The organism is Taibaiella helva (genome assembly GCF_003545695.1).
GTDB lineage: Bacteria > Bacteroidota > Bacteroidia > Chitinophagales > Chitinophagaceae > Taibaiella > Taibaiella helva.
Window position 1 is genome coordinate 28051 of sequence record NZ_QUZZ01000013.1, and the last position, 25174, is coordinate 53224.

At 52.0% G+C, this 25174-nt stretch carries 15 protein-coding genes; 6 read left to right on the forward strand and 9 right to left on the reverse strand.

The features are described 5' to 3' along the window. Positions 1–44 precede the first annotated feature (44 nt). Both DZC79_RS17660 and DZC79_RS17665 read left to right on the forward strand, forming a co-directional pair. A complete protein-coding gene (locus DZC79_RS17660) occupies positions 45–2423 on the forward strand; it encodes a TonB-dependent siderophore receptor (protein WP_118952938.1) in 2379 nt (792 codons plus the stop codon). A 97-nt stretch (positions 2424–2520) separates the two neighbouring features. Further along, complete coding sequence (locus tag DZC79_RS17665; protein ID WP_118953015.1) at positions 2521–3735, forward strand: PepSY-associated TM helix domain-containing protein; 1215 nt, start codon at positions 2521–2523, stop codon at positions 3733–3735. On the opposite strand, the gene DZC79_RS17670 is transcribed toward DZC79_RS17665, so the two are convergent. The 3 genes from DZC79_RS17670 to tyrS all read right to left on the reverse strand — a co-directional run bounded on the left by DZC79_RS17670 (position 3732) and on the right by tyrS (position 7398). Continuing rightward, complete coding sequence (locus DZC79_RS17670) at positions 3732–4499, reverse strand: outer membrane beta-barrel protein (RefSeq protein WP_118952939.1); 768 nt, start codon at positions 4497–4499, stop codon at positions 3732–3734. The two genes, DZC79_RS17665 and DZC79_RS17670, sit on opposite strands and share 4 nt — an antisense overlap. Before the next feature lie 51 nt (positions 4500–4550). Beyond that, complete coding sequence (locus DZC79_RS17675) at positions 4551–6053, reverse strand: NAD(P)H-hydrate dehydratase (protein WP_118952940.1); 1503 nt, start codon at positions 6051–6053, stop codon at positions 4551–4553. 61 nt (positions 6054–6114) lie between these two features. Next, positions 6115–7398 (reverse strand): tyrosine--tRNA ligase, encoded by a 1284-nt coding sequence (tyrS, locus tag DZC79_RS17680; protein ID WP_118952941.1) that lies wholly within the window; start codon positions 7396–7398, stop codon positions 6115–6117. A gap of 263 nt (positions 7399–7661) precedes the next feature. Here tyrS and DZC79_RS17685 point away from each other — a divergent pair, with 263 nt between their 5' ends. From DZC79_RS17685 to DZC79_RS17695, 3 genes are all read left to right on the forward strand, one after another. Further along, positions 7662–8849, forward strand: coding sequence for a putative type IX sorting system protein PorV2 (locus DZC79_RS17685; RefSeq protein WP_157977245.1), 1188 nt, complete (start codon positions 7662–7664; stop codon positions 8847–8849). A 37-nt stretch (positions 8850–8886) separates the two neighbouring features. Next, the gene (porU2, locus tag DZC79_RS17690) at positions 8887–13950 is read left to right on the forward strand and encodes a putative type IX secretion system sortase PorU2 (protein ID WP_118952942.1); all 5064 of its coding nucleotides are present in this window, start codon (positions 8887–8889) and stop codon (positions 13948–13950) included. Positions 13951–14036: 86 nt separating this feature from the next. Further along, the gene (locus DZC79_RS17695; protein WP_118952943.1) at positions 14037–16481 is read left to right on the forward strand and encodes a PIG-L family deacetylase; all 2445 of its coding nucleotides are present in this window, start codon (positions 14037–14039) and stop codon (positions 16479–16481) included. A 120-nt stretch (positions 16482–16601) separates the two neighbouring features. Here DZC79_RS17695 and bla read toward each other — a convergent pair whose 3' ends face one another. From bla to DZC79_RS17710, 3 genes are read right to left on the reverse strand one after another with little or no spacing between them, the layout of a single operon-like run. Next, entirely contained in the window at positions 16602–17501 is a 900-nt protein-coding gene (gene bla / locus DZC79_RS17700; RefSeq protein ID WP_118952944.1) for a class A beta-lactamase, subclass A2, read from the reverse strand. A 38-nt stretch (positions 17502–17539) separates the two neighbouring features. Further along, positions 17540–18121 (reverse strand): RdgB/HAM1 family non-canonical purine NTP pyrophosphatase, encoded by a 582-nt coding sequence (rdgB, locus tag DZC79_RS17705; RefSeq protein ID WP_118952945.1) that lies wholly within the window; start codon positions 18119–18121, stop codon positions 17540–17542. A gap of 24 nt (positions 18122–18145) precedes the next feature. After that, on the reverse strand, positions 18146–18598 hold the full coding sequence (locus tag DZC79_RS17710; RefSeq protein ID WP_157977246.1) for a hypothetical protein: 453 nt from the start codon (positions 18596–18598) through the stop codon (positions 18146–18148). Between the two features lie 124 nt (positions 18599–18722). Between DZC79_RS17710 and DZC79_RS17715 the strand changes: the two genes are divergently transcribed. Further along, the gene (locus tag DZC79_RS17715) at positions 18723–19793 is read left to right on the forward strand and encodes a branched-chain amino acid aminotransferase (RefSeq protein WP_118952947.1); all 1071 of its coding nucleotides are present in this window, start codon (positions 18723–18725) and stop codon (positions 19791–19793) included. A gap of 255 nt (positions 19794–20048) precedes the next feature. Here DZC79_RS17715 and DZC79_RS17720 read toward each other — a convergent pair whose 3' ends face one another. From DZC79_RS17720 to DZC79_RS17730, 3 genes are all read right to left on the reverse strand, one after another. Next, positions 20049–21644, reverse strand: coding sequence for a peptide MFS transporter (locus DZC79_RS17720; protein WP_118952948.1), 1596 nt, complete (start codon positions 21642–21644; stop codon positions 20049–20051). A gap of 72 nt (positions 21645–21716) precedes the next feature. Beyond that, positions 21717–23276 (reverse strand): peptide MFS transporter, encoded by a 1560-nt coding sequence (locus DZC79_RS17725; RefSeq protein ID WP_232831871.1) that lies wholly within the window; start codon positions 23274–23276, stop codon positions 21717–21719. A gap of 227 nt (positions 23277–23503) precedes the next feature. Beyond that, positions 23504–25156, reverse strand: a complete 1653-nt coding sequence (locus tag DZC79_RS17730; protein ID WP_118952949.1) for a peptide MFS transporter — start codon at positions 25154–25156, stop codon at positions 23504–23506. Between the last annotated feature and the right edge of the window lie 18 nt (positions 25157–25174).

Below are 25174 nucleotides of genomic sequence, written 5' to 3' on the forward strand. Positions count from 1 at the left end.
TTGAGCTTTTCTACATTCCCATTTTTGCAAAATAGTATAGACAAATGAACAAAATCTTTATGATTTTTGGCCTGTTGGGTGCCAGTGCGGCTGCCTATGCCCAATCAGGAATCCTTAAGGGCCGCATCCTCAATGCCGACGGCGTTCCTGCGGCCCAGGTAACCCTGCGTCTCGATCATAGTGATGAAGAAACCTCGACGGACGAGCAGGGTCGCTTTACAATGGAAGCCGATGCCGGCAAACATAAGCTTTATGTACATGCCGTAGGCACGCAAAGCAAAACGGTGGAGTTCACCATCAGCGACGATCAGACCCTTACCCTTACCGATATCCAATTGAAAAAAGGCAATACTGATCTTGATGAAGTGGTGATCGGGGCCAACCGCCAGGCCTATACTGCCGAAAAAACTTCTAACAGCCTGAAACTGCAGACACCCTTGCTGGAAGTGCCGCAGAACATACAGATCGTTACCGGTAAGGTACTTGCCGACCAGCAGATCACCAGCATGAGCGACGGTGTGCTGCGCAATGTGAGCGGCGCCAACCGCCAGGAGCACTGGGGCGACCTTTACACCAATATTACCATGCGCGGTTCGCAGATCCAGGCCTTCCGTAATGGCTTCAACGTGGTGAACTCTTTCTGGGGGCCGCTTACGGAGGACATGAGCATGGTAGACCATATCGAATTCGTCAAAGGGCCTGCAGGCTTTATGCTGGCCAACGGCGATCCTTCCGGCTTATACAATGTGGTGACCAAAAAGCCTACTGGTGAAACCAAAGGCGAGGCCAGCTTCATGATGGGCAGCTACGATTTCTACCGCGCATCGCTCGATCTCGACGGCAAGCTGAGCAAAAATGGCAAGCTGCTGTACCGTATCAATCTTGCCGGTCAGAAGAAAGGCTCTTTCCGCCCCAATGAATTTAACGACCGCTATACCGTTGCTCCGGTAATCGCTTACCAGATCAGCGACCGCACCCGCCTGACCGCCGAATACACTTATCAGCGCGCCAATATGACGGACGTTGGCTCTTACTATGTGTTCTCCACAGATGGCTATGCCACGCTACCCCGCAACTTTACGGCCGTACCGCCCGGCCTGGCGCCTACCAATATCAACGATCATAGCCTCTACCTCACGCTCAACCACCAGCTCAGCGACGACTGGAAGCTGACCGTGCAGACCGCTTATTTCAACTATAACCAGACCGGGTCCAGCATGTGGCCAAAGGATGTAATGCCCGGCGGCAAGATGATCCGCTCTGTAGGGATCTGGGATGCCAAAAGCCAGATGACCCTGGGACAGGCCTTTATCAATGGTAAGGTGCACACCGGGCCGGTAACGCACCGCATCCTGGCCGGCCTGGATGTGGGTACTAAAAAATACTATGCCGATTGGTCGCGCGCTTATCCGCTCGACTCTGCCGGCGCGCCTTTCGATACCCAAAACCCGGTAAACGGTGTGCCCGATCTCGGCTATCCGAAATTTGACCGGACGCTCAGCCTGGAACAGCGGGCAACGGCGAACGGCGGCATCATCGACCAGCGCTATACCGGCATCTATGTGCAGGACGAGCTGGCTTTCTTTGAAGACCGCCTGCGGCTGACGCTGGCGGCGCGCTACACTACCGTTGAGCAGGCTTACTACGGCACGCAGAGCGCCAACCGGTTCACACCCCGCGCAGGACTCAGCTATTCTATCGACCGGAACACGGCCGTGTATACCTTGTATGACGAGGCTTTCGTACCGCAATCAGGCATCCTGCTGGGTGGCAAGGCGGCCAGTCCCATCACGGGCAACAATATCGAGGCCGGCGTGAAACGAGATTGGTTCGATGGTAAATGGAACACGACTTTATCGGTATACCGCATTATCAAGAACCATGAGATCACCGGCATTCCCAATTCCAGCTTCAGCATGGAGATTGGCCAGAAGCTGGCCCAGGGCGTAGAGTTTGATATCCGGGGTACGCTGTTCCCCGGCTTCAACGTGATCGCCAACTATGCCTATACCGATGCTAAAGTCAATAAGGTGAATGCCGGCATCGGCGAAAGTATTGCCTATGACGGGCAGCGTGTAGCGGGCTCCAACCGCCATACGGTCAATGCCTGGCTGAGCTATAAAGTGCAGCATGGTGTGCTGGAAGGCCTGGGTATTTCCGGCGGCTGCACCTGGCTTGGCGACAGGGCTACCGGCTCTTACAGCGACAAGCAGCCGGAGCAGAACCTGCCCGATTACTTTAAGCTGGATGGCGGCCTGTTCTATGAGGCAGGTAAGATCAGGCTCACTTTGAACGTGTTCAACATACTGGATACTTATCTTTACAGCGGCGCTTACTATACCAATTATTTCAGCAACCCGGCGTACTCCTGGCAGGCTGAGGCTGGCCGCAACTGGCGCATGGGCGTAAGCTACCGCTTCTAAAGCAGCGTATTTTTTGACGTAACAACATGCAAACCCGGTACGCGGGTTTGCATTGGCTTCCCGGAAAGCGCTGCAGTGCAGCAAGACAAACAGAGCTATGAACAAAGCGGATACCAAGGCGGGTAAAAAGAAAAAGGGAGGGCCTTCGCCTTTCAAAAAGGCTGTGGGCAAAGTGCACCTCTGGCTGGGCCTGGCCTCCGGACTCATTGTTTGCTTTCTGGGCATTACCGGCTGTATGCTGGCCTTTGAACGGGAAATTGAAAATGCTACCCAAAGCTTCCGCTTTGTACAGGAACAGCCGAAAGCTTTGTTGCCTCCTTCAACGCTCGAAGCGATTGCCAGGCAGCAGCTCCGGGGCAAAAAGCTGCATAGCCTGTCCTACGAGCCGGGACATTCGGCTATCGCGTCTTTCTACAACGGCGACCCGGAATATTATTACCTGGTATTCATCGATCCCTATACGGGCAAGGTGCTCCATACCCGCGATATGAGCCGGGACTTTTTCAGAGTGGTGATCAATGGTCATTTCTACCTCTGGCTGCCGCCGAAGATAGGGCAGCCGATCGTGGCCTCAGCTACCCTCATCTTTGTCGTATTACTGATTACCGGCATCATCCTCTGGTGGCCCAGGAACAAAGCGGCGCGGAAGCAGCGGTTTACTGTCAAGCTGAATGCCAAATGGCGCCGCACTAATTACGATCTGCACAACGTGCTGGGCTTTTACATGAGCTGGATCATCATCTTCATCGCTTTCACCGGTCTGGTGTGGGGCTTTGAATGGTTTGCCAAAACCGTATTCTGGACCACTTCCGGCGGCAAGGCCATGACGGAGTTCAGTGCGCCCTTATCCGATACCACAGCGATGACGCCAGGGGAAGGCCGGCCCGCAGCGGATATCCTGTGGCAAAGGATGCGGCAGGAAAACCCCGGCTACCGCGGTGTGATGGAAGTGCATATACCGGAGGGGCCTAACGCTGCCCTGGAAATCGCGCTCAATCCCGATGGCGGTACCTACTGGAAAGCCGACTACCGTTTTTTCGACCAGTACACGTTGAAGGAAATGGACGTGCGGCACACTTATGGCAAGCTGAAGCAAACGACCATGGCCGAAAAGATACAGCGCATGAACTACGATATCCACGTGGGCGCTGTGGCCGGTATTGCCGGTAAAATAATGGCCTTCCTGGCCAGCCTCATCTGTGCCAGCATGCCGGTGACCGGCTTTCTTATCTGGTGGGGCCGCAAGTACAAAAGCAAAAAGGAAAAAGCGGGAACAGCGAAGCCGGCGGCCCGTAAGGCTGCCGTGGTCTAGCGACTGGAAGGTGCTGAACCTTTGCCCGGCTGCCCGAACTGCGGCAGCAGGACGCCGAGGCTAAGGCCGGTATAGCGGAGCCGCACTGCGGGCCTGCCTCCAGGTTCTTTCAGGTAGACGCTGTACAGGCTTTGTTCATGGAACAGGCGCAGCACAAAGCGGGAACGAAAGACATAGCTCAGCTGCAGCCGGATACCGGCATCAAAAACACTCATCGTGCCTTCATAGGTGTTTTTCGTCTGCATCAGTCCTTTGGACACTTTGTTGCCCCGGAACCAATCTTCGTAAACATCCCCCTGTGCCGATTGTCGTGTGAAGTAATCGTTGCCGCCGCTGAGCAGGAAGGCATAGTTCATGCCGCCGCCCAGCAGCAGAGTGTGGTTGCGTTGCTGCAGGAGCGCATAGTTCAGCTGGATGGGTATGCTGAGGTAATGCAAGGTATATCGGGTATCGAACAGTATCTGCCGGGTATGGTTTGTGTAGTAAACGGTAAACTCGTCGATGCCGCGGAAGCCTTTCCTGCTGTAGATCAGGCCGGGTTCCAGGCTCAGGCGGCTGCTGAACGGGATCAGCGCCGAAATGCCCGCATTGGGTGTGATCCGGGGGCTGATGTCGACCCTGTAGCGGGCATCTCCTTTATCAATACGGCTATTGACCGAGCCATAAGCCATGCCTGCTCCTCCATGGACAAGCCAGGCCAGCCGCGCGCCGGCAGTTGCGGGCTGAAGAAAGCATAGGGCGAGAATGAGCTGCAGCGGTCGCATCAGCAAAGAACGGTATAAGGACAGTTAGTATTTTGCAAAGGCATGCCTATTTTAACGGAGGGTGAGAAAAGCCTTTCCCAGGTATTCGGCAAGATCGCCGGCGATAAGGGCTTCCTCCGACAAGGTTGCTGCGGCAAGATCTCCCGCCAGGCCATGCAGATAAACACCCAGCAATGCTGCATCCCGTGCTGTATAGCCCTGGGCCAGCAGACCGGTAAGGATACCGGTCAGCACATCGCCACTGCCTCCTGTGGCCATCCCCGGATTGCCGGTGGTATTGTACCAGCATTCGCCGTTGGGCAGCAGCACCGCGGTATGATGTCCTTTCAATACGATACACACATTATACTTCATAGCCTTGGCCCTGCCGAGCTCCACCTGGAGCATACTGCCGGGAGAAGGGCCGAAGAGCCGTGTAAATTCTTTAGGATGCGGCGTCAGGATAGAGCCGGCGGTAAGCAGGTTCAGGTAAGTTTCTTTAGCCGATAAAATATTCAGGGCATCGGCATCGAGCACTAAGGGTTTATCATACTGTTCGAGGAAAGCCACCAGAGCCTTTACTGTTTCCGGCGCCTGTCCCAGTCCGGGCCCGATGCCGGTTGCGCTGTCCTCCGTGCTGACCTCGATGCGGTCGATATGCTTTTGTCCCGCCGGGAGGAACATGGCTTCGGGTTGGGTAGCCTGCAGGATCTCGTAGCCGCAGGAAGGCGCCTGGGTATAGACCAGCCCGGCGCCGCTGTGCAAAGCGGCCCGGGTGCTCAGGGCTATGGCGCCGATCTTGCCGTAGCTGCCGCCGATCAGCATTGCTTTGCCATAAGTTCCTTTATGGCCCGATGCCTTGCGGGGACGGTAGATGGCGCATGCGGTGTCGCGGTCTATGGTGTGGTATTGGGAATGCGTGGCTTCCTGCCAGGTCCTGCTCAGGCCGATGTCGAGCACGTGGACCTTGCCGGTAAAAGGCTCCGCTTCGGTATGCAGGAAGCTGCGTTTCCAGAACTGAAAGCTGAGGGTATGCCGGGCCTGTATCACTGCTGCTCCGGGCTGGGGCAGGCTGTCGGCAGGCAGGCCGCTGGGTATATCTATGGCTATCTTTTCGTTGGGCAGCTCGTTCAGCTCCCTGACAAAAGCCGCAGGCCAGCCTTCCAGCGGTCGGTTCAGGCCGGTGCCGAACAACGCATCGATAATGAGGATATGCTCCGGCAGCTCGGTAACAAACATGCCGGGGTTCAGAATCTGCACTTCGTCGGGCGCCAGCTGGTGCAGCGAGGTAAAGTTATGCGTAGCGTCGGGACTGAATTGACCGGTATGCTTCAATACAACAGCGCGGGCCGAAAAGCCTTCCTGCAGCAGTATACGGGTGAGCGCCAGGCCATCGCCGCCATTGTTGCCCATGCCACAAACAACCAGCATGGGGGTATCACGGTGGTATTGCGCGGCAATCCATTGGTAGCAGCTGGCGGCGGCGCGTTCCATCAGCAGAGCAGAGCTGATCCCTTCCTGCCTGATGGTGAAGGCGTCGCCATCTCTGATCTGCTGAGCGCTGAAGATTTTCATAGGACCGGTTTTTTACAGGAAAAAATATGCGGAACATTTGTTCCGCATATTATCAATTTACTTACTCAAAAACGGCGAGGTAATAATCCTTCTTACCTTTCTGGATCAGTGTGTATCTTTCATTCAGCAAATGTGCTTCATTCAGCGAGAGTTCAGCCCCGCTTACTTTGCTTTTATTGATGCTTACACCACCTTGCTGTAACATTTTGCGTGCTTCTCCCTTAGAGCTGAAGATGCCGGTATCAGCGAGGAACTGGATCAGGTCTACGCCTTCTTTCAGGTTGTCTTTTTTAAAAGTTACCTGGGGTACACCTTCCATCACTTCCAGCAGCTGCTTTTCATTCAGCGCGGCGAGCGCGTCGGTGGTGTCTTTGCCAAAAAGGATATTGCTGGCTTGCTGCGCAAAGTCCAGGTCCTCCTTGCTGTGCACCATCGTGGTTATCTCTTCGGCCAGGCGCTTTTGCAGGTTACGCAGATGTGGCGCTTCATCATGTGCTTTGACCAGCTCGGCGATCTCTTCCACCGGGATAAAAGTAAAGATGCTGATCAGGTTCTTTGCGTCTGCATCGGTCACATTGAGCCAATACTGGTAGAACTGGTAGGGCGATGTCTTCTCCCGGTCGAGCCAGATGTTGCCGGATTCGGTCTTGCCGAATTTACCGCCATCGGCTTTTTTAAGCAGCGGACAGGTAAAGGCAAAGGCATCGCTGCCGCCTTTGCGGCGGATCAGCTCGGTACCGGTAACGATATTGCCCCACTGGTCGGCGCCACCGAACTGAAGCTTGATATTGCGTTCCTTATTTAAGTAGTAGAAGTCGTAACCCTGTATCAGCTGGTAGCTGAACTCGGTAAAGGACAGGCCATACTCCAGTCGTTTCTGCACCGAATCTTTGGCCAGCATATAATTGACGGTAAGGTGCTTGCCGATATCGCGGATGAAATCAAGAAAAGTATAGTCCTTCAGCCAGTCGTGGTTGTTAACCAGCTCGGCCTTATTGGGTTTGCTGTCGTCAAAATCCAGGAATTTTTCCAACTGCTTGCGGATGCCGGCGATATTGCGCTGCAGCGTCTCGTCGTCGAGCAGGTTGCGTTCTGCCGACTTGCCGGTGGGGTCGCCGATCATACCGGTAGCGCCGCCGATAAGGGCATAGGGTTTATGGCCCGATTTTTGCATATGCATCAGCAGTATGATCGGAAGCATGCTGCCGATATGCAGGCTGTCGGCTGTGGGATCAAAGCCTACGTAGCCCGAGGTCATCTCTTTGGCAAGTTGTTCCTCTGTTCCGGGAATAATGTCTTGTAGAAGGCCTCGTTTTTGCAGCTCGGGTATGAAATTATGAAACACTGTATGTCATTTATAGTGGTAAAAAAAGGACCAAATTAGTACACATCGAAAGCTAATTCAGGGCCTGCAAAAATAATAGCGTTTTAAATAATGGACAAGATTTTCAAACAGGTTAAAGAATATGTTAATCTTCGCTAACTTTGTTGCTAAATCATCGCAAAATTTAATATATATGAGGGGCAATATTAGAATTGCCTTTCCGTTATGGCTGCGATGCCTTGTCTCTTGATGACGGGTATTTAAATGTACGGAGAAGATCTTTTATGAAGCAAACTATACTGTCGCTGTTTTTACTGGGGTCTGTTGCTGGGGCGCATGCACAAAGCAGGATTTATGTCAATGAATACCTGAATATCGGTGTGGGCGCCAGGGGGCTGGCTATGGCCGGCGCTACGGCCGCTTCCACATCTGATGTGTATTCCGGCTATTGGAACCCGGCGGGCCTCGTCAATATGCAATCTGATATTCAGGCCGGCCTGATGCATGCCGAATACTTCGCCGGTATCTTTAAGTATGATTATGGCGCGGTGGCCATTCCGCTTAAGAACAAGGACCGTGCGCTGGGTATTTCGTTCATCCGTTTTGCCACAGACAACATTCCCTATACCCTCGACTACGTACAGCCTGATGGCTCTTTTGATGAAAGCAAGTTGAAAGATTTTTCTGCCGGCGATTATGCCGTATTGCTTTCTTATGCGCAAAAGCTGAATATTTTTAAAAAGAACCCCGATATTCATACCAGCATCGGGGCCAACGCCAAAGTGCTTTACCGTAATGTTGGCAGCATGGCCAATGCCTGGGGCTTTGGCCTGGATATCGGCCTGCAGGCCCGATACAAAAAATGGCGCTTCGGACTCGCGGCTAAAGATATCACCACCAGCTACACGGCCTGGTCGTTTCACCTTACCGACGAAGAAAAGGCCAAATTCTCGGCAACCGGTAACGAGATCCCCATCAAATCCTATGAAGTAATGCTGCCCCGGTTCAACTTCGGGGTAGGGCGCAGCTTCCTGAAGGAAAGCAGCGATATACAAGTGCTGGCCGAGCTGGGCTTCGACATCACCACCGATGGTAAAAGAAATACGATCATCGCTTCGAAGCCGATCAGCATCGACCCGCGGCTGGGTGTGGAAGCCAGCTATAAGAACGCGATCTTCGTACGCGCCGGGATCGGTAATTTTTATAAGGCCCTGGACAATGCCGATACCAACAACATCAGGAAATACACTGTATTCCAGCCCTCGGTAGGTGTAGGCTTTAAAATCAAAAGCTTTTCGGTGGATTATGCCTTTACAAGCTTGCAGATGCAGGACAATCCTTTGATGTCGCATGTGGTGTCTATACGGTTGGACATCATGCGGTCGAAAAAGCCGAAGGCGGAAGAAGCTGCTCCTGCACAGCCCCCGGCAGTGCCTGCTGTAGCACCTGCTGAGCCCAAAAAAGATAAATAAAAACCCTGCCGGATCGCCGGCGCTATATTGTGATACGATGAAGACAAGAAAAATACATTGCACTGTATTAACGGGTTTGCTGATCGCGCTGCTCCTGTCTGCAACAACCGTTCAGAACAGCTTCGCCCAACCGTTCAGCAACTCCTGGATCAGCTTCAGCAATACCTATTATAAGTTTAAGATCGGGCAGGATGGTATATACCGGATCACCAAAGCCCAGCTGGACGCCATAGGCATGGGCGCCGCAACCGGCAACCAGTTTGCCGTGTACCGGGAAGGGCAGGAGGTACCGGTCTACACATCCACCACCGGCAGCTTCGGCAGCAACGACTATATCGAGTTTTATGGCGCCAAAGCGAATGGAAAGATCGATACCAAGCTGTATACCGATCCGTCCTATCAGCCTAACATAGACGTCAACCTGATCTCGGATACCGCTTTTTACTTTCTTACCTTTGATAACAATGTCCACCAGCGGTTGTTCCTGGTGAGCAATGCCATTCCTTCACCGGCTCCGGTCCCGGCCCCTTATTGTTTTTCGAAAGTTTATCCTGCCCAGCCGATCCGTGGAGCACTTGACCAGGGCAGATCTTATGGCGGAAACGTAGAATATTATTATTCCTCCGATTACGATCTGGGCGAAGGCTATTGCTATGGCCCACCGTCAGCGGGTTCAACCGTAAATGTCGCTACCCCGGCAGTATACTCCGGTGGACCGGCGGCCAGTATTTCCTTCGTTATTAACGGGCAATCAAAAGTAGCCACACAGCATCATCCCTATTTGTCGCTCAACGGGAGCAATATATTCGACACCACCTATGCGCCGTTTATGATGGTAAAGCGGACGCTTTCCCTGTCTCCGGCGCAGTTAAGCAGCAGCAACCAGCTGTCGGTTTCCGATGTATTTAATTTTCAGAATCTGGGCATGTCGATCCGTTACCCGAGAACGTATGATTTTTCCGGGAGCTTCAGCACAAAGGCCAGTTTCCAGATGCCAGCGTCGGATCGTTACCTGGAAATAACCGGGTTCAATACCGGCGGACAGCCGCCGAGACTTTATGATCTGACCAATAACAGGATCTATTCCGGCACGGAAACTGGCGGTGTCGTTAAATTCTACCTGGATCCCAGCGCCGGTCCCAGGGATGTTTTTCTCGGTAGCGCCGGCACTATCAATAGCGTACCTTACTTTGTACCGGTTTCCTTCAGGGATTATACCAATACCGCTAACCAAGGCGATTACATCATTCTGACACACAAAAGCTGGATCAATGCCTCTCCCAGCTACGTCAATGAATTTAAAAGCTACCGGAGCAGCATGGCCGGCGGGTCTTACCATCCGGTAGTTGTGGACGTATCGGAGCTTTACGACCAGTTTGGGTACGGCTATGAATACCATCCTTCCAGCGTCAGGGATTTTATCGGTTATGCGCTGGCGACATGGACCACGAAGCCCCGTTTCCTGTTCATCATCGGCAGGGGATATTCCTATAATTACTACCTGGGATATCTTGGCAGTCCCCAGGCGCTGGTGCCTGTACCCACATGGGGACATCCGGGCTCTGACAATTTGTTTTCCAGCTTTAACAACAGCCAGAAGCCGGCTTTAGCTACCGGCAGGCTTTCCGCCTGGACCAATGAGGAGATCGGGAACTACCTGGAAAAAGTAAAAGTTTATGAGGCGGCGATCCGGCCATTGGCTGTGCCCACTGTGGAACATGAATTCTGGAAAAAGAAGGCGCTTCATATCGCCGGTTCGCCTATCCTGAGCGAGCAGAACAACCTGGTGGCTTCGCTGAACGTGTGCGCCGGTATACTGGCCGATACGCTTATCGGTGGCATCGCCGCCACGATCAGGAAATCGACAACCGACCCGGTGGAGCAGGTCAACAATTCGGTCATTGACTCCATGATGAATAACGGGATCCGCTTTACTTCTTTTTATGGCCATGGATCAACCTCAGGTTTTGATTTTAACCTGAACACGCCCGACCAGTACCACTCCCGGCCAAAGTTCCCGGTATTCTCCTCTTTTGCCTGTGAGGTAGCGGATATCTTCGCCAATTCGTCGGTAAGAACCATTAGCGAACAGTATATCAACTCCGTTTCGGGCGGTTCAATAGCGATGATCGCGGCCAACAATTTCGGTTGGACGGGAACGCTGGACGTTTACATGCAAAATCTTTACCGGAGCTGGTCGTTCAGGCAATTCGGTAAAACGCTGGGAGAGCAATACCAGCAGAACCTGGTTTACCTCAAGGACCATGCCTCGTCGGATTTTATGGATATTCATATCCAGACCATGCTGTTCCAGGGCGATCCGGCACTGGCTACCTATAGCCCTGAAAAGCCCGACTTCGCCATAGAAGAGAGCGGCTTGTCAGCCGATCCGGCCAATGTAAATACTACTCTGGATTCTTTTACATTGAAGGCAGTGGTCTATAGCCTGGGACGCTCCACCAGGGATACCGTCCTGGTAAGATTGCAACATACTCTTCCGGGATCAGGTACTGTGCTGTTCTCCGATTCGGTGCGCTTACCCAGGCTGCTGAGCTCGGATACAGTATCGTTCCGGGTACCGGTTGATCCCAACCGCGATATCGGCCTGAATAACTATACGGTAATGGTAGACGCCGCTGAGCGGTTCGACGAGCTGTCGGAGGCTAATAACCAGGCGACGCTGCAGATATTTATCTATTCCGAGAACCTGCAGCCGGTCTATCCCCCTGAGTTTGCCATTGTGCACGATCAGGGGATTACCTTAAAAGCCTCCACGTTGAATGCTTTCGCCGATATGAGAAACTATAAGCTGGAGATCGATACCACAGAGGCCTTCAACAGCTCAGCGCTGCAGACGACACAAATTGCGAGTATGGGTGGGGTGATCAAATGGAAGCCCAATGTTACTTATAAAGATAGCGTGGTCTATTACTGGCGGGCAGCGCCCGATGAGCTGATCAATGGCGCCTATGCCTGGAGCAACAGCTCGTTTATCTACCTGGCCGGAGGCGCTGAAGGATGGAATCAGTCGCATTATTTCCAATATAAAAAGAATGAGCCTTATTTAGGATTACAGCTACCTGCAAGCAGCCGCCGCTTTCAGTTCAGTCCGGTAACCAATGTGCTGAAGGTCGAAGACAAAGTGGTGAACATGACGCTCAATGACCTCAGCAGTGTAAGGCATTCGCTGAACGACCAGGTGCTCGATAACTATGGCTGCGGATTTTCGCTGACCACATTTAAATCAGGATCGGTACAGGTATTGGTTATCGACTCTACTTCAGGAAAGCCCTGGGTCAATACCAAAGAAGGGCTTTATGGCTCTATCGCCTACTGTGGAAGTCTACCGGTTCCGCCGCCACGGTATATGTTCGAGTATCTTACCGCCGATGCGGCGTCCCGCGAGCGTGCCAGGGCCTTCATCGAAAGTATTCCCACCGGTAATTATGTCATGATCAAAAACCTGATCCTGAACGGACCGCCGGGCCCGGTATGGGATGGTAAGGCCATTAACGAATGGCAGGCGGATACCCAGGTCTACGGCTCCGGAAGATCTCTGTATCACGCGTTTAAGAACCTTGGCTTTGACCAGATCGACCAGTTTACCTATAAAAGGGCCTTCGCCTTCTTCAGGAAAAAAGGCGATAACAGTTTCCCGGTAACGCAGGCGCTGAGTGTAGGCGTTGATGATAAAATACTATTCGAGGCACCTTTTTACAGCTATCCGGATACAGGTATCATGCAGACTGCGTTGGTGGGGCCTGCTAAAGAATGGCAGACCCTGAAATGGCGGGTCTCCGCACTGGATAACCCTGTGAACGATTCGCCTTATGTCGCCGTCTATGGTATCGACACCGTTAACCAGGAAACCCTGCTGTATTCGGGTGCAGACAAAGAAGTGCCGCTATCTTTTATTTCCGCCGTTCAATATCCCAAACTCCGGCTTAAATGGTTCAGTGTCGATAATATCGCCCGTACCAGTCCTTACCTGGATTACTGGCGGGTGCTGTACAGCCCGGTGCCGGAAGCGGCGCTCAATGCTGCAACGCATTTTGAATATATCGATTCGCTGAATGAAGGACAGCAGGGAAAGTTGCGGTTAGCCATCGAAAACCTTACGCCGCTGCCCATGGACAGCATGCTTGTCAACTTCAAGATCATCGATGCCAGCAATGTCAAACATGACCTGGTCAGTAAACGTTTCCGTAAGCTGGCAGGTAACGATACCTTGATCGCGTCGCTGGATTTTGATCCTTCCGCTTATCACGGCAAGAATTTCCTGTATATCGAAGCCAATCCCGATAACGATCAGCCGGAGCAATACCATCCCAACAATCTGGGGTACCTCAGCCTGTTTGTGAATGCAGATAAATACAACCCGTTGCTGGATGTTACCTTCGATGGTGTGCGTATTCTCGATAAGGATATCGTATCTGCCAAGCCCTTTATCAAGGCATTGATGCGCGACGAGAACAAATATATGCCGCTCAACGATACGGCGCTGATGAACGTACAGCTGCTTTATCCCAACCAGACTACGCCGGTGGCCATACCTATGGATGGAACGATCTGTAAATTCATTCCTGCCGATACAGCCAATGGCCGCAAGAATGAATCCCGTATTGAATTCAGGCCTACGCTCAACGAGGACGGGGTGTACAAGCTTATTGTATCGGGTAGAGACAAAGTAGGTAACCAGGCCAACAATGCTCTTAAATACGAGATCAATTTTACAGTGGAGAACAAGCCTTCAATTACCAATGTGCTGAATTATCCTAATCCGTTCTCTACTGCTACGCAGTTCATCTTTACTATGACCGGCTCAGAGATCCCCTCCCAGTTCAAGATACAGATACTTACCGTTACCGGTAAAGTAGTCAGGGAGATCAAGAAATACGAGCTGGGCAACCTGCATATCGGCCGCAACATTACGGAGTACCGCTGGGACGGAAAGGATGAGTACGGGCAGGTACTGGGCAACGGTGTGTACCTGTATAGGGTCATTACCTCGATCAGGGGCGAAGATGTTGAGCACCGCAGGAATACTGCCGTAGACAAGTATTTTAAAAATGGTTATGGCAAGCTATATATTATGCGATAAAAATCTTTGATGACCGGAAATCAGCTTGCTTTCTGATCTTTGAAACCCCGTAGCTTTGCTGCGGGGTTTTTAAATGCAACTTATTGATGAAGAAATTCTTTACGCTCTTTGCGTTGACCGGCCTGTCGCTTTCCCTGCAGGCGCAACAGTACCGCCCTATGCCTTCTGCGGAGATCTACCAGAAGCTGCAGCAGTTGAATGTACTGGGTACCGTAATGTATGTTGCGGCGCATCCCGATGATGAGAATACCCGCCTGATCTCTTACCTGGTACATCACGATCATGTGCGCACCGTCTACCTTTCGCTGACCCGTGGCGATGGCGGACAGAATATACTCGGCAACGAACAAGGCAGCACGCTCGGCCTTATCCGCACGCATGAGCTTATGGAAGCCCGCAAGATCGATGGCGCCGAGCAGCTGTTCACCCATGTAATCGATTTCGGATACACCAAATCTCCGGAAGAGACCTTCAAATTCTGGAACCGGAACAAGCTAACCGACGATGTGATGGCTGCTTTTCAGCAATATCGCCCCGATGTGATCATCTGCCGCTTTCCTACTACGGGCGAGGGCGGTCACGGACAGCATACAGTTTCAGCCATTGTTGCCGGAGACGCTTTTAAACACCTGGAACAAATGAAGCAATCGGGTAAGCCGGTTTGGGTGCCTACCCGTTTATTTTTCAATGCCTTCCGGTTCGGTAGCATGAATACTACCAGCGAAGACCAGTTCAAGGTGCCCGTCAATCAGTTCGATCCGTTGCTGGGTGAAGGTTATGGCGAAATGGCCGGCCGCAGCCGCAGCATTCACAAAAGCCAGGGCGCCGGTACGCCGCAGTCGGTAGGCATCAATAACGAGTATTTTAAGCTGCTGGCCGGCGCGCCGGCAACCAATTCTTTATATGATGGCATCGACCTGAGCTGGGGCAGGGTAGGCCGCAAAGAGATAGGAGAACATATACAAGCCGTGATCGACGGCTTCAATTTTAAAGACCCCTCCCAAAGTCTGCACGCTTTGGCAGCGATCAGGAAGGAGATCAATACCGTCAGCGATCCCTACTGGAAAAATCAGAAGCTGAGCGAGCTGAACGATATCGTCGCCTCCTGCGCCGGCGTGATGCTGGAAGCCCTTACCGATAACCCCGAATCCGTGGCGGGCAAAACGATACCGGTTACCGTCAATGTAATTACCCGCAGCAAGGTACCGGTAAGCCTCGAATCGATCGGCTTCCCGGTGGCGGTAGCACAGGGCAGTGTACAGCCTGCAGCCTTATCCCCCGACATGCTGCAGTCTTTTAAATATGACATCCGGCTGAATACCGACCAGCCACTTACCGAACCTTACTGGCTGCGGTATGCCGCCTCTACCGGCGCTTACCAGTACGACAGCGTTTATGCCGGCGCACCCGAAACACCTAACCGGCTGGCAGCTACGGTGACGTTTAAAGTAGCAGGAGAAGTCTTCTCTTCCGCAGCGCCTGTTTCCTATAAAAAACTGGATCCCGTAAAAGGCGACGTGGTGCAACAGCTGCGTATCGTCCCCGAAGTTTCTGTCGCACCCCTGCATGCGCTGTTTATCTATGATGAAGGAAAAAGCAAAAGGATAGGAGTGCGTGTCAGAACTTATGGTGCGGTAAGCAATGCCCGTTTAGTGATCCACTTAAAAGACAAGGAACTGGCCGTCCAGTCCCTGGGGCAGCTCAGGAACGGCCTGGATACCCTGTACAGCATCGAGGTGCCGGTGACAGGCTTGTCTGGTGAGCATGATGAGCTGCTGTGTTCGGTTGAAGCCGGTGGCAAAATCTATAACCGGGAGCTGCACCTGATCCAGTATCCTCATTTACCCGACCTGCAATACCTTACCGATGCCTCGATGAAGATCGTACGGAAAGACTGGAAGGCAGCCGTGAAAAAGATCGGGTACATCGAAGGCGCAGGCGATCATGTTGCTGAAGTGCTGGGCCAGACCGGCCTGGACGTAGACCAGGTGCCCGAGAGCGCGATGAGCAATGCTGCCTACCTGTCGCAGTTCGATGCTATAGTGCTGGGCGTACGCGCTTACAATACAAAGAAACAGATCAGCAGCTGGATGCCTGTATTGATGCAATATGTCGCCAATGGCGGCACGCTGCTGGTGCAGTACAATACCAACCAGAACCTGCAGACCAGTCAATACGGGCCTTACCCCTTCAGCATTTCAAGAGACAGGGTAACGGAAGAAGATGCTACAGTAACCTTTACTGATCCCCAGGCCCGGCTGCTGCATTTTCCCAATGAGATCACCGGAAAAGACTTTGATCACTGGGTGCAGGAGAGGGGGATTTATTATCCCACCGGCCTCGACCCGCATTACAAGACCTTATTGTCGATGCATGACACAGGAGAAAAGCCTTTGGAAAGCGCAATCATTTATACCCCTTACGGCAAAGGCCGGTTTATTTATACTTCCCTAGTTTTTTTCAGGCAATTGCCTGCGGGTAACAATGGGGCGATTAAGCTGATGATGAACCTGCTCTCTGCAGGTAAATAGCGATGTCGGGATGTATTGTTGATCCCATTTATCAGTAGGGAAGTAGCAGTATGCTGCTGATATCATACCAGTAGGGGCGTAGCACTGCTACGTCCCTACTGGTAATGGTAAATGATGCTTTTACTTATCGCTGTAATGATCCCACACGGCTTTTGCAACGATGGCGATCAGGTGCGCGCCCCTGGCGGTACCACCCTTAAAGTCCGATACATAAACGACCAGAGCGATATGCCTTCCATTGGGCAGGCTGATAATGCCCACATCATTGGTGGCAGCTGTCAGGCCCTGCTCATTGGTATCCGAAGTCCCGGTCTTGTGGGTAACAACTGCCTGCGCCGGCAGCAGGCCTTTAATACGATCGGCGGGGTTTTCGCTATCCGTCATAATCTGCCACAGGAATTGCTGGTGCTCCGGAGAGAGCAGTTTCTTCCGGTAAAACTGCTGAAGCAATTGCAGCATAGCATCCGGTCGGCAGCTGTTGGTGTACTGCACCGGCCAGGCCATCCTCATTTCCGCCTCCGTAGCCTTTATAGCCATACCCTTGATGCCCAATGACTTTATATACTGATCCACAACAAGTGTGCCGTCCGCCAGACGGAATAAGGCATCGCAGGCATTGTTGTCGCTCTTCTTTACACTATAGGAAAGAAGCTCACCCAGGGTAATCCGGATCTGTTCCTCTTTATGATCCCGTAGCATAGGACTCCAGGTATTGGCTTCCATATTCTTCCGGGAAAGGCTTACCGGCGTGGATAAAGGCTTTTTTTCCTGCTCCATCTGATGCAGTACGGCTATCGCCAGTGGGAACTTGAATACGCTTTGCATGGGAAAGCTGTCGTTGCCGTTGATGAGCAGCTTGTCGCCGGTATCCAGGTCAAGCACACCGACACCGATATGGGCACGGGCGGTATCCACGATGCCTTGTAAAGATTGGCGAAGCGCCTCAGCCCTGTCTTTACGGGCAAAGCCGGGTATTGCGGCCAGCAGGAGCAGAAGCGCGAAAGAATGGCGTAAAAGCATGGGCTTATGTATTGAGCATAACCGGAAGAACAATGCTGTTATTGCTCCGGCTGGTTGAGAAAGGCAATGAAGCTGCGCATGGCTTCGCTACGATGACTGATCCTGTTTTTAATGTCCTGTGCCAACTCACCAAAAGTGTCTGTATATCCGTTTGGCACAAATAAGGGATCGTAGCCGAAGCCGCCTGTACCCCGGGGTATATGGACCAGGTGACCGTAGCACCGGCCTTCAAAGTAATGTGTGCCATCGTCTCCAATATAGCAGATCACTGCCTGGTAATAAGCTTCGGGCGCGTCCATGGCTTCAATAGCGGCCAGCAGCTTGCGGTTGTTGGCCGCATCATCGGCCGGCTCACCGGCATAGCGGGCGCTGTAGACACCGGGGGCGCCATTAAGCGCCGGTACAACAAGCCCGCTGTCGTCGGCAAAGCAGGGCAGACCCGTTTGGCGATACACATAATCAGCCTTTGCCCAGGCATTCTCCCTGAAGGTATCGAAGGGTTCTTTTATCGGTTCGGTAATACCAGCTTCTAATAATGAAAATATTTTTAGATTATTATTTACTAAAGTTTGAACTTCAGCTATTTTACCTTTATTATTAGAAGCAAAAATGAGTTTCATAGAAAAATAGATAGAAAAAGGAAATCAGGATAAGAAATGGATCTTCAACGCATTCTGCCAAAGATCATTTTTGATCTGCTGGCTATTCAGGATCCCGGCGAGCGATGTCGTTTTAATGAAAACTCTATTGTCAAATCTATTTATTTGATTTTCAGTAAACGAAATGTTTAAGTTTAAGTCTTTTTCAGATATGCCGAACAGTAAAATTTCTTTAATGTTTTCAAACTTCCGGTAAAAAGACCAGGAATTTGGGTTTTGGTCAACTTTATACGCTTCTTTTTGTAATTTACAGGCAATCAATATTTTTTCCAGTTGTTCCATCTCTTCCGGCATTCTTTCGAATGGCCGGCACAATACCAGTGTCCTGACAGTTAGTAATTCCTCACTAATATTTTTTTCAGCCTTATCTTTATGATTAATGATTTTATTGTTAGAAAATAAAATATTGTAAAAATTATTATTTTTAGTATTTAACATTATCATATTATTGTAAAATATCCTATTGATAAACGAAGGCGGGAAAATTTTCGTTCCTTTGCACCGTCAAAGATAGCGATTGCAGAAAGAAAGTTAATTTAAAACAGAGTAAATCGTAAAATTTATGAATGTTTCTATGCTTAACATCAATGTCCGGAAAACGGAGAAAAGCAGAGTCCATCCTTTCACCAAGGAGAATCTTGTATTTGGTAAAGAATATTCCGACCACATGCTGGTTTGCGATTATAAAGATGGCGAATGGAAAACACCGGAAATTGTACCTTTTGAAAATTTCAGCCTGAGCCCGGCGACCTCTTTCATTCACTATGGTCAGGCGATTTTCGAAGGGGTAAAGGCATACCGGCAGCCCGATGGCTCTGTAGCCGTTTTCAGGCCGCACGACAACTGGGCGCGTCTTAATGTATCGGCTCACCGTATGGGTATGCCCGAGCTTCCCGAAGAGATCTTCATGGAAGGCTTGCGCCAGCTGATCGAGCTGGATGCCGAGTGGGTACCCGGCGAAGCGGAAACTTCCCTGTATATCCGCCCTTTCATGATCGCCATGGATGAGTTCATCGGCGTTCGCCCTTCCGATACTTACCGTTTTGCGATTATTACCAGCCCTGCCGGCGCTTATTACAATAAGCCTGTGCGTATTTACGTACAGGATCATTATGTACGCGCTGCAAAAGGTGGCATTGGCTTTACTAAAGCTGCAGGTAACTACGGCGCCAGCATGCTGCCCTCCGCCGAAGTGCGCAAAATGGGCTATGATCAGAACCTGTGGACCGACGCGGTAGAGAACAAATATGTGCAGGAGATCGGTACCATGAACGTATTTTTCATTGTGGACGGCGTTGCGCTTACCCCCGATCTGAACAGCGGCACTATCCTGGCCGGTGTTACCCGCGCCAGCATCATTACCCTGCTCAAGGAAAATGGTATTAAAGTAGAAGAGCGCCCCATCAGCATCGACGAGCTGATTGAAGCGCAGAAGAGCGGCAAGTTGCAGGAAGCATTTGGCAGCGGTACCGCTGCCTCTATGTCCTTTATCTCCGACCTGACCTACAAAGAAGAGACTCTGCACCTGCCCGATGTGGCGACCTGGAGCATTTCACCAAAAATCAAAGCACAGCTCGACGATATCCGTTATGGTCGCGTACCCGATACCTACGGCTGGCGCTTTAAGGTATAATCCATCTATCCGCAGGATAGGTTCGAAGCAGCTGCCCAAGCGGGCAGCTGCTTTTTTTAGCAGGAGTTGCCTTCATCGGAAGAGCTTAATGTTGATCAACAGCACTAAAAGGGCAGGACCCCGATAGCCTGAATACATAGAGACGTAGCATTGCTACGTCTCTATGTATTCAGGGGTATGCCGTTATTTTAGCATTTGTTATGGGAATGGTGCCATGCTGTGTCTTTATGCATTCAGGTATTTAAATGGTCAACGCTATTTGACCTCCTGCATCATCTTCCGTACGATGGGTGAAATGATGATCAGCAGCACACCTGCGCCCAGCGCATACAGGGCCAGCATGAAATAGCCGTCGGTATAGATCTGCAGCTTTTCGATCAGGGAATAGGTCTTACCTTCCTTCACTTCGGCAAGGCTTGCGCCCACCAGTCCCGCTACATATTGCCCGTAAGCGCTGGCCAGGAACCACATGCCCATCATCATCCCCTGCAGGCGGCCCGGCGAGAGCTTGGTCATGATCGACAGGCCAATGGGCGACAGGCACAGCTCTCCGATGGTTACCACCAGGTAAGCTACCGTAAACACATCGAGCGAGGTAACGCCTTTGGCATCGGCAAAAAAGCGTGTGGCGTAAAAAACATAATAGGCCAGGGCCAGGAATACGAAACCCAGGCCGAATTTCACTACGGTATTGGGCTCTATCCGGCGTTTACTCATCCACAGCCATAGCACACCGATCACAGGCGCCAGGATGATCACAAACAGGGCGTTGGCGGCATTGTTTACGCCATTGGGATCCAGGTGGAGAAAGCCCAGCATCTTGTCGCTCAGGTTCTCTGCGGCAAATACGCTCAGCGAGCCGCCGCTCTGCTCATAAATACCCCAGAAAAAGATAGAGAAGATAATGAACACCAAAGCGGCGCCCAGCTTTTTCCGTTCGGCAGGGGTACACTTGCTCATTTCATAGAACAGGTACACCAGCGTCAGCGGGCCAATGGTCCACATAAAATAATTGGTGTACTCTGTTTTCGATACCATAGCCATGATCACCGGGATCAGGGCCAGGGAGCCCAGGTAAACGACATATTCATACCATTTGCGGCTCCTGCCCGGAGCTGCCGGACCGGCCACTTTAGGATCGCCGCTGAAGATCGTATCGGATTCCATACCCTGGTTAGCCACCGGTTTGGGCAGCAGCGGCGAAAGACCGATAGGACCCAGGGTCTTTTGGGTAAACAGGAAGGTAACCAGGCTGATGGTCATCACCACAGCGGCAAGGCTGAAGGCGACGTTCCAGGTATGATCGGCGGGAATCAGGGAGCTCAGCACCTGTCCTTTGCCGATAGCAACGCAAAGATAGCCACCCAGCAACGCGCCGATATTGATGCCGGAATAGAAAAGAGAGAAGCCGGCATCCCTGCGGTCGTCACTGTTGCGGTAAAGCGAGCCTACCATGGTAGAGATATTGGGCTTGAAGAAACCCGTGCCGATGATGGTAAAGCTGATCCCCAGGAAGAAGAACCGGTGCGGGTCATAAGCCAGAATGCAACTGCCGACGATCATGAGGATACCGCCCCAGAACAGGGATTTGCGGAAGCCCAGTATCTTGTCGGCAAACAGCCCCCCGATAAACGTAAAAGCATATACGAAAGCCTGCGTAGCGCCGTATTGCAGGTTGGCATCCTTTTCATTGAACATCAGCTGATGGATCATGAAGAAGGTAAGCATGCCCCGCATGCCGTAGAAGCAGAAACGCTCCCACATTTCACTGAAGAAAAGGTACCACAGTTGTTTGGGATATTTTCCCTTGAAGTCCTGGATCTGATCCAGGGTCAGCGTCCGGTTGTCCATGCGCAGCGCTTTGAGGGTGTTTAAAGCTAAAGCCTCCTGTAACAGGAGGCTTTAGCGGTAAAAGAGAATTGTTTATCGGATGCCGCGCATCATCTTCAGCAGGGTGCCGCTCAGCACGAACAGGATAATTGAAGCGACACCGGTCATGATGATGAACACCATAAAGAAGTCATAAAGGTTGTTGATCGCATAGCCGAACAGGTGCGGAATCTTCACTCCCTTGGCCAGATCTTCGGCGCTGGGCGGGATCAGAGCGCTCAGGGTACCGGCCAGCTTATTGGCAGCAGCGTTGGCCAGGAACCAGGTACCCATCAGCAGGGAGGAGAAGCGCAGGGGCGACAGCTTGGATACCATCGACAGGCCGATCGGAGACAGGCACAGCTCACCCATAGTGTGCAGCAGGTACAGGGCCATCAGCCACCACATGCTGATTTTGACATTGCTGTCAACGCCATGTACGCCCACCGCAATCACGATATAGCCGAGGCACAGCAACAGCAGGCCGTAGGCCATTTTGCGGGGCGAAGCGGGCTCCAGGTTACGTTTGCTCAGCATGGCCCAGATCACAGAAAAGATCGGCGCCAGGGTAATAATGGCGAGCGGGTTTACCGACTGGAACCAGGAAGCCGGCATTTCCCAGCTGCCGATGTTACGGTTGGTCTGCTGCTCGGCAAAAATGGTAAGGGAGGCGCCGGCTTGTTCAAAGGCGCTCCAGAAGAAGATCACGAAGAAGGCCAGGATGAAGATCACGAGGATGCGGCTCCGCTCTTCGGAAGTAATGCTTTTATCGGTAAGAATCGCTACCGGGATCACGATCATAGCGCCGTAGATCAGGTAACCGATAATGTCGGCATCTGACTTGAACAGGTCTTTGAAGTTGAGCAGGAAAAAGATGAGGGCAATCGTACCCACGATCATGCTGATCCCTTTTATATCCAGGCCTTTGATCGGCAGGCCGATTCCTTGCTTTTCGCTATTGACCAGCATCTTGCCCTTGAACAGGACAAAGGTGATGATACCGATGATCATGCCGATACAGGCTGCCAGAAAGCCCCATTTGAAATCCACTTTCTCGGCAAGGCTGCCGCAGATGAGGGGAGAGAAGAAAGCGCCCAGGTTGATGCCCATGTAGAATATCGTGAAGGCTCCGTCGATGCGGCTGTCCCCTTTGGGATAAAGCTGTCCTACCATACTGGATATGTTCGGTTTGAAGAAGCCGTTGCCGATAATGAGGAAAGTGAGGCCGGCCCACATCATGGTGATGGCCGCCCCGCCTGCCGTAGAAGCACTGAGGAACATCAGGAACTGGCCTATAGCCATAAGAACACCACCGATGACGATGCTGCGGCGATTACCCAGGTAGCGGTCGCTCAGGTAGCCGCCCAGCAGGGGAGTGAGGTACACCAGTCCGGTATAGCTTCCGTAAATGTTGGAAGCATCCTGGTTGGTCATCAGCAGCATCTTGGTCATGAACAGCACGAAGATGGCACGCATACCATAATAGCTGAAGCGCTCCCACATTTCGGTAAAGAACAGCAGGTAGAGACCTTTAGGATGCCCTTTGGAAGTTCCCGGCACTTCCGGGGCGGGCATGTCCTTGTTCAATCCATCGATAGTAGTTGTTTGAGACATTCGTAGTAGTTAAATTTTTATTATGAATAAAAAAACGGTGGGGAAAGGTAGTTATTTTTTCGGATCGGCAAGATACCTGTGGAAAATTACCCCCAATTTTCCCCCGATCCTTTGCTATGACCCGCCAGGAGGATCAGTGTTTAATCGCTCACCATTTTTTTAACCTGCCTCGTTATGGGCCATATTACTTTTGACGACATGTTGGTTTGATGTCCGGGGGACACCATTTATTTCAAACCTTTTTCGCGCATGATCCGGTTCAGCCAGCGCAGCATCACGAAGCCGATTGCGGCCGAGGCCAGCAGCAAAACACAGTTGAAGAGGAAGAAGTGGGCTTTGTTCTCATAGCTGTACCAGGTACTGGCCAGGATACCCGACAGCTTGTTGCCGATAGAAGTCGACAGGAAAAAGCCGCCCATCATCAGCGCGGTGATCCGCGGCGGGCTCAGCTTCGATACCAGGGAAAGGCCCATCGGGCTAAGGAACAGCTCGCCCACGGTGATCACACCATAGCAAGCGATCAGCCATAAAGGCGAAACCTTGATGGCGCCGTTGCCGCCGATATAGACCGCGGCTACCATAACGAGTGTGGACAATGCAGAGATGAGCAAGCCAATGGCGATCTTGGAAGGCGTGCTCGGCTCTTTTCCTTTCCGGCGCAGCAAGGCAAAGAAAGCTACTACAACCGGTGTCAGGATAATGACCCATGCGGGATTGACGGACTGGAACAGCTCGGTATTCATCAGGTATACCGGGCGCCCGTCCTGCGGAATGCTTTCCGGTGCGGCATTGCGGAAGTAGATGTCTTTTCCCTCTTCCTTGATCACTTTTCCGTCGGCATCTTTTTCGGCCCTGAACTGGTCGTCGTAACGGGTCACGGTACCGATGGCCGATGGAATTTCTTCAGCAAGAAAGAGCGCCGCTACAGGCTTCTCCACGCTTTCGGAAACCTGCCGGTCGGTATAGAATTTGGCCCAGCGGGTAAGGGCGGTACCATTTTGCTTGAACACCGCCCAGAACATGACGCTCACGGCAAAGATAGCCAGCAGCGCGGCGATTGGCCTCTTGTCTTCCTTATTGGCGCGCAGCAGCAGGGAAATGAAAAAGCCGATCACGGGTATTGTGGCAAAGATAAAAGCATCGGTGCTGTCGCTGCCCAGCAGGTTGCCGGGAATCACCCAGCCCAGCACACCGGCCGCAATGGCCGGCAGGAATACGACAGAAAGCACCTTGCCGATGCCCATATCGCCGGCCACGGCCGGTTTCAGCACATTCACATGCCGGTAATGCTTCAGCCCTATGGTAAAGATGATAAGCCCCAGGAACATGCCTACACCTGCTGTAATGAAGGCAGCATGCCAGCCGATCTTGTTGCGCATAAAGGCGGCGATGATGTTGCAGACGAAAGCGCCGATATTGATGCCCATGTAAAAGATATTGTAGCCAGCGTCCTTTTTATCTTTATAAGGCTCTTCCGAATACAGGTTGCCCAGCAGGGTGGAGATGCTGGGCTTGAAAAAGCCGTTGCCGATAATGATCAGCGCTATGGAAGTATAGAAGCCGGCCAGCCCCGGCACGGCCAGGCCTATATAGCCGACGCCCATCAATGCGCCGCCGAGATAAACCGACCTTATATAGCCCAGCTTGCGGTCGGCCAGGAAGCCACCTAGGAAAGGGGTGAGGTAGGTGAAGGCGATGAAGGTTCCGAAAATATCATCGGCATTGGCATCGGGAAAACCCATGCCGCCTTTTTCGACGTCGATCATATACAATACGAAGATGCCGAGCATCAGGTAATAGCCGAAGCGTTCCCACATTTCCGTAAAAAAAAGAAAAGGTAATCCTTTGGGGTGGTTGCGTTGCGGTGTCTTAGACGTCATTAGCGATAATTTGATCAA

Bases quoted from the DNA above. Each gene is read 5' to 3' on its own strand.
- DZC79_RS17660 (WP_118952938.1), top strand. From the start codon at position 45: ATGAACAAAATCTTTATGATTTTTGGCCTGTTGGGTGCCAGTGCGGCT.
- DZC79_RS17665 (WP_118953015.1), top strand. From the start codon at position 2,521: ATGAACAAAGCGGATACCAAGGCGGGTAAAAAGAAAAAGGGAGGGCCT.
- DZC79_RS17670 (WP_118952939.1), bottom strand. From the start codon at position 4,499: ATGCGACCGCTGCAGCTCATTCTCGCCCTATGCTTTCTTCAGCCCGCA.
- DZC79_RS17675 (WP_118952940.1), bottom strand. From the start codon at position 6,053: ATGAAAATCTTCAGCGCTCAGCAGATCAGAGATGGCGACGCCTTCACC.
- DZC79_RS17685 (WP_157977245.1), top strand. From the start codon at position 7,662: ATGAAGCAAACTATACTGTCGCTGTTTTTACTGGGGTCTGTTGCTGGG.
- porU2 (WP_118952942.1), top strand. From the start codon at position 8,887: ATGAAGACAAGAAAAATACATTGCACTGTATTAACGGGTTTGCTGATC.
- DZC79_RS17695 (WP_118952943.1), top strand. From the start codon at position 14,037: ATGAAGAAATTCTTTACGCTCTTTGCGTTGACCGGCCTGTCGCTTTCC.
- bla (WP_118952944.1), bottom strand. From the start codon at position 17,501: ATGCTTTTACGCCATTCTTTCGCGCTTCTGCTCCTGCTGGCCGCAATA.
- rdgB (WP_118952945.1), bottom strand. From the start codon at position 18,121: ATGAAACTCATTTTTGCTTCTAATAATAAAGGTAAAATAGCTGAAGTT.
- DZC79_RS17710 (WP_157977246.1), bottom strand. From the start codon at position 18,598: ATGTTAAATACTAAAAATAATAATTTTTACAATATTTTATTTTCTAAC.
- DZC79_RS17715 (WP_118952947.1), top strand. From the start codon at position 18,723: ATGAATGTTTCTATGCTTAACATCAATGTCCGGAAAACGGAGAAAAGC.
- DZC79_RS17720 (WP_118952948.1), bottom strand. From the start codon at position 21,644: ATGGACAACCGGACGCTGACCCTGGATCAGATCCAGGACTTCAAGGGA.
- DZC79_RS17725 (WP_232831871.1), bottom strand. From the start codon at position 23,276: ATGTCTCAAACAACTACTATCGATGGATTGAACAAGGACATGCCCGCC.
- DZC79_RS17730 (WP_118952949.1), bottom strand. From the start codon at position 25,156: ATGACGTCTAAGACACCGCAACGCAACCACCCCAAAGGATTACCTTTT.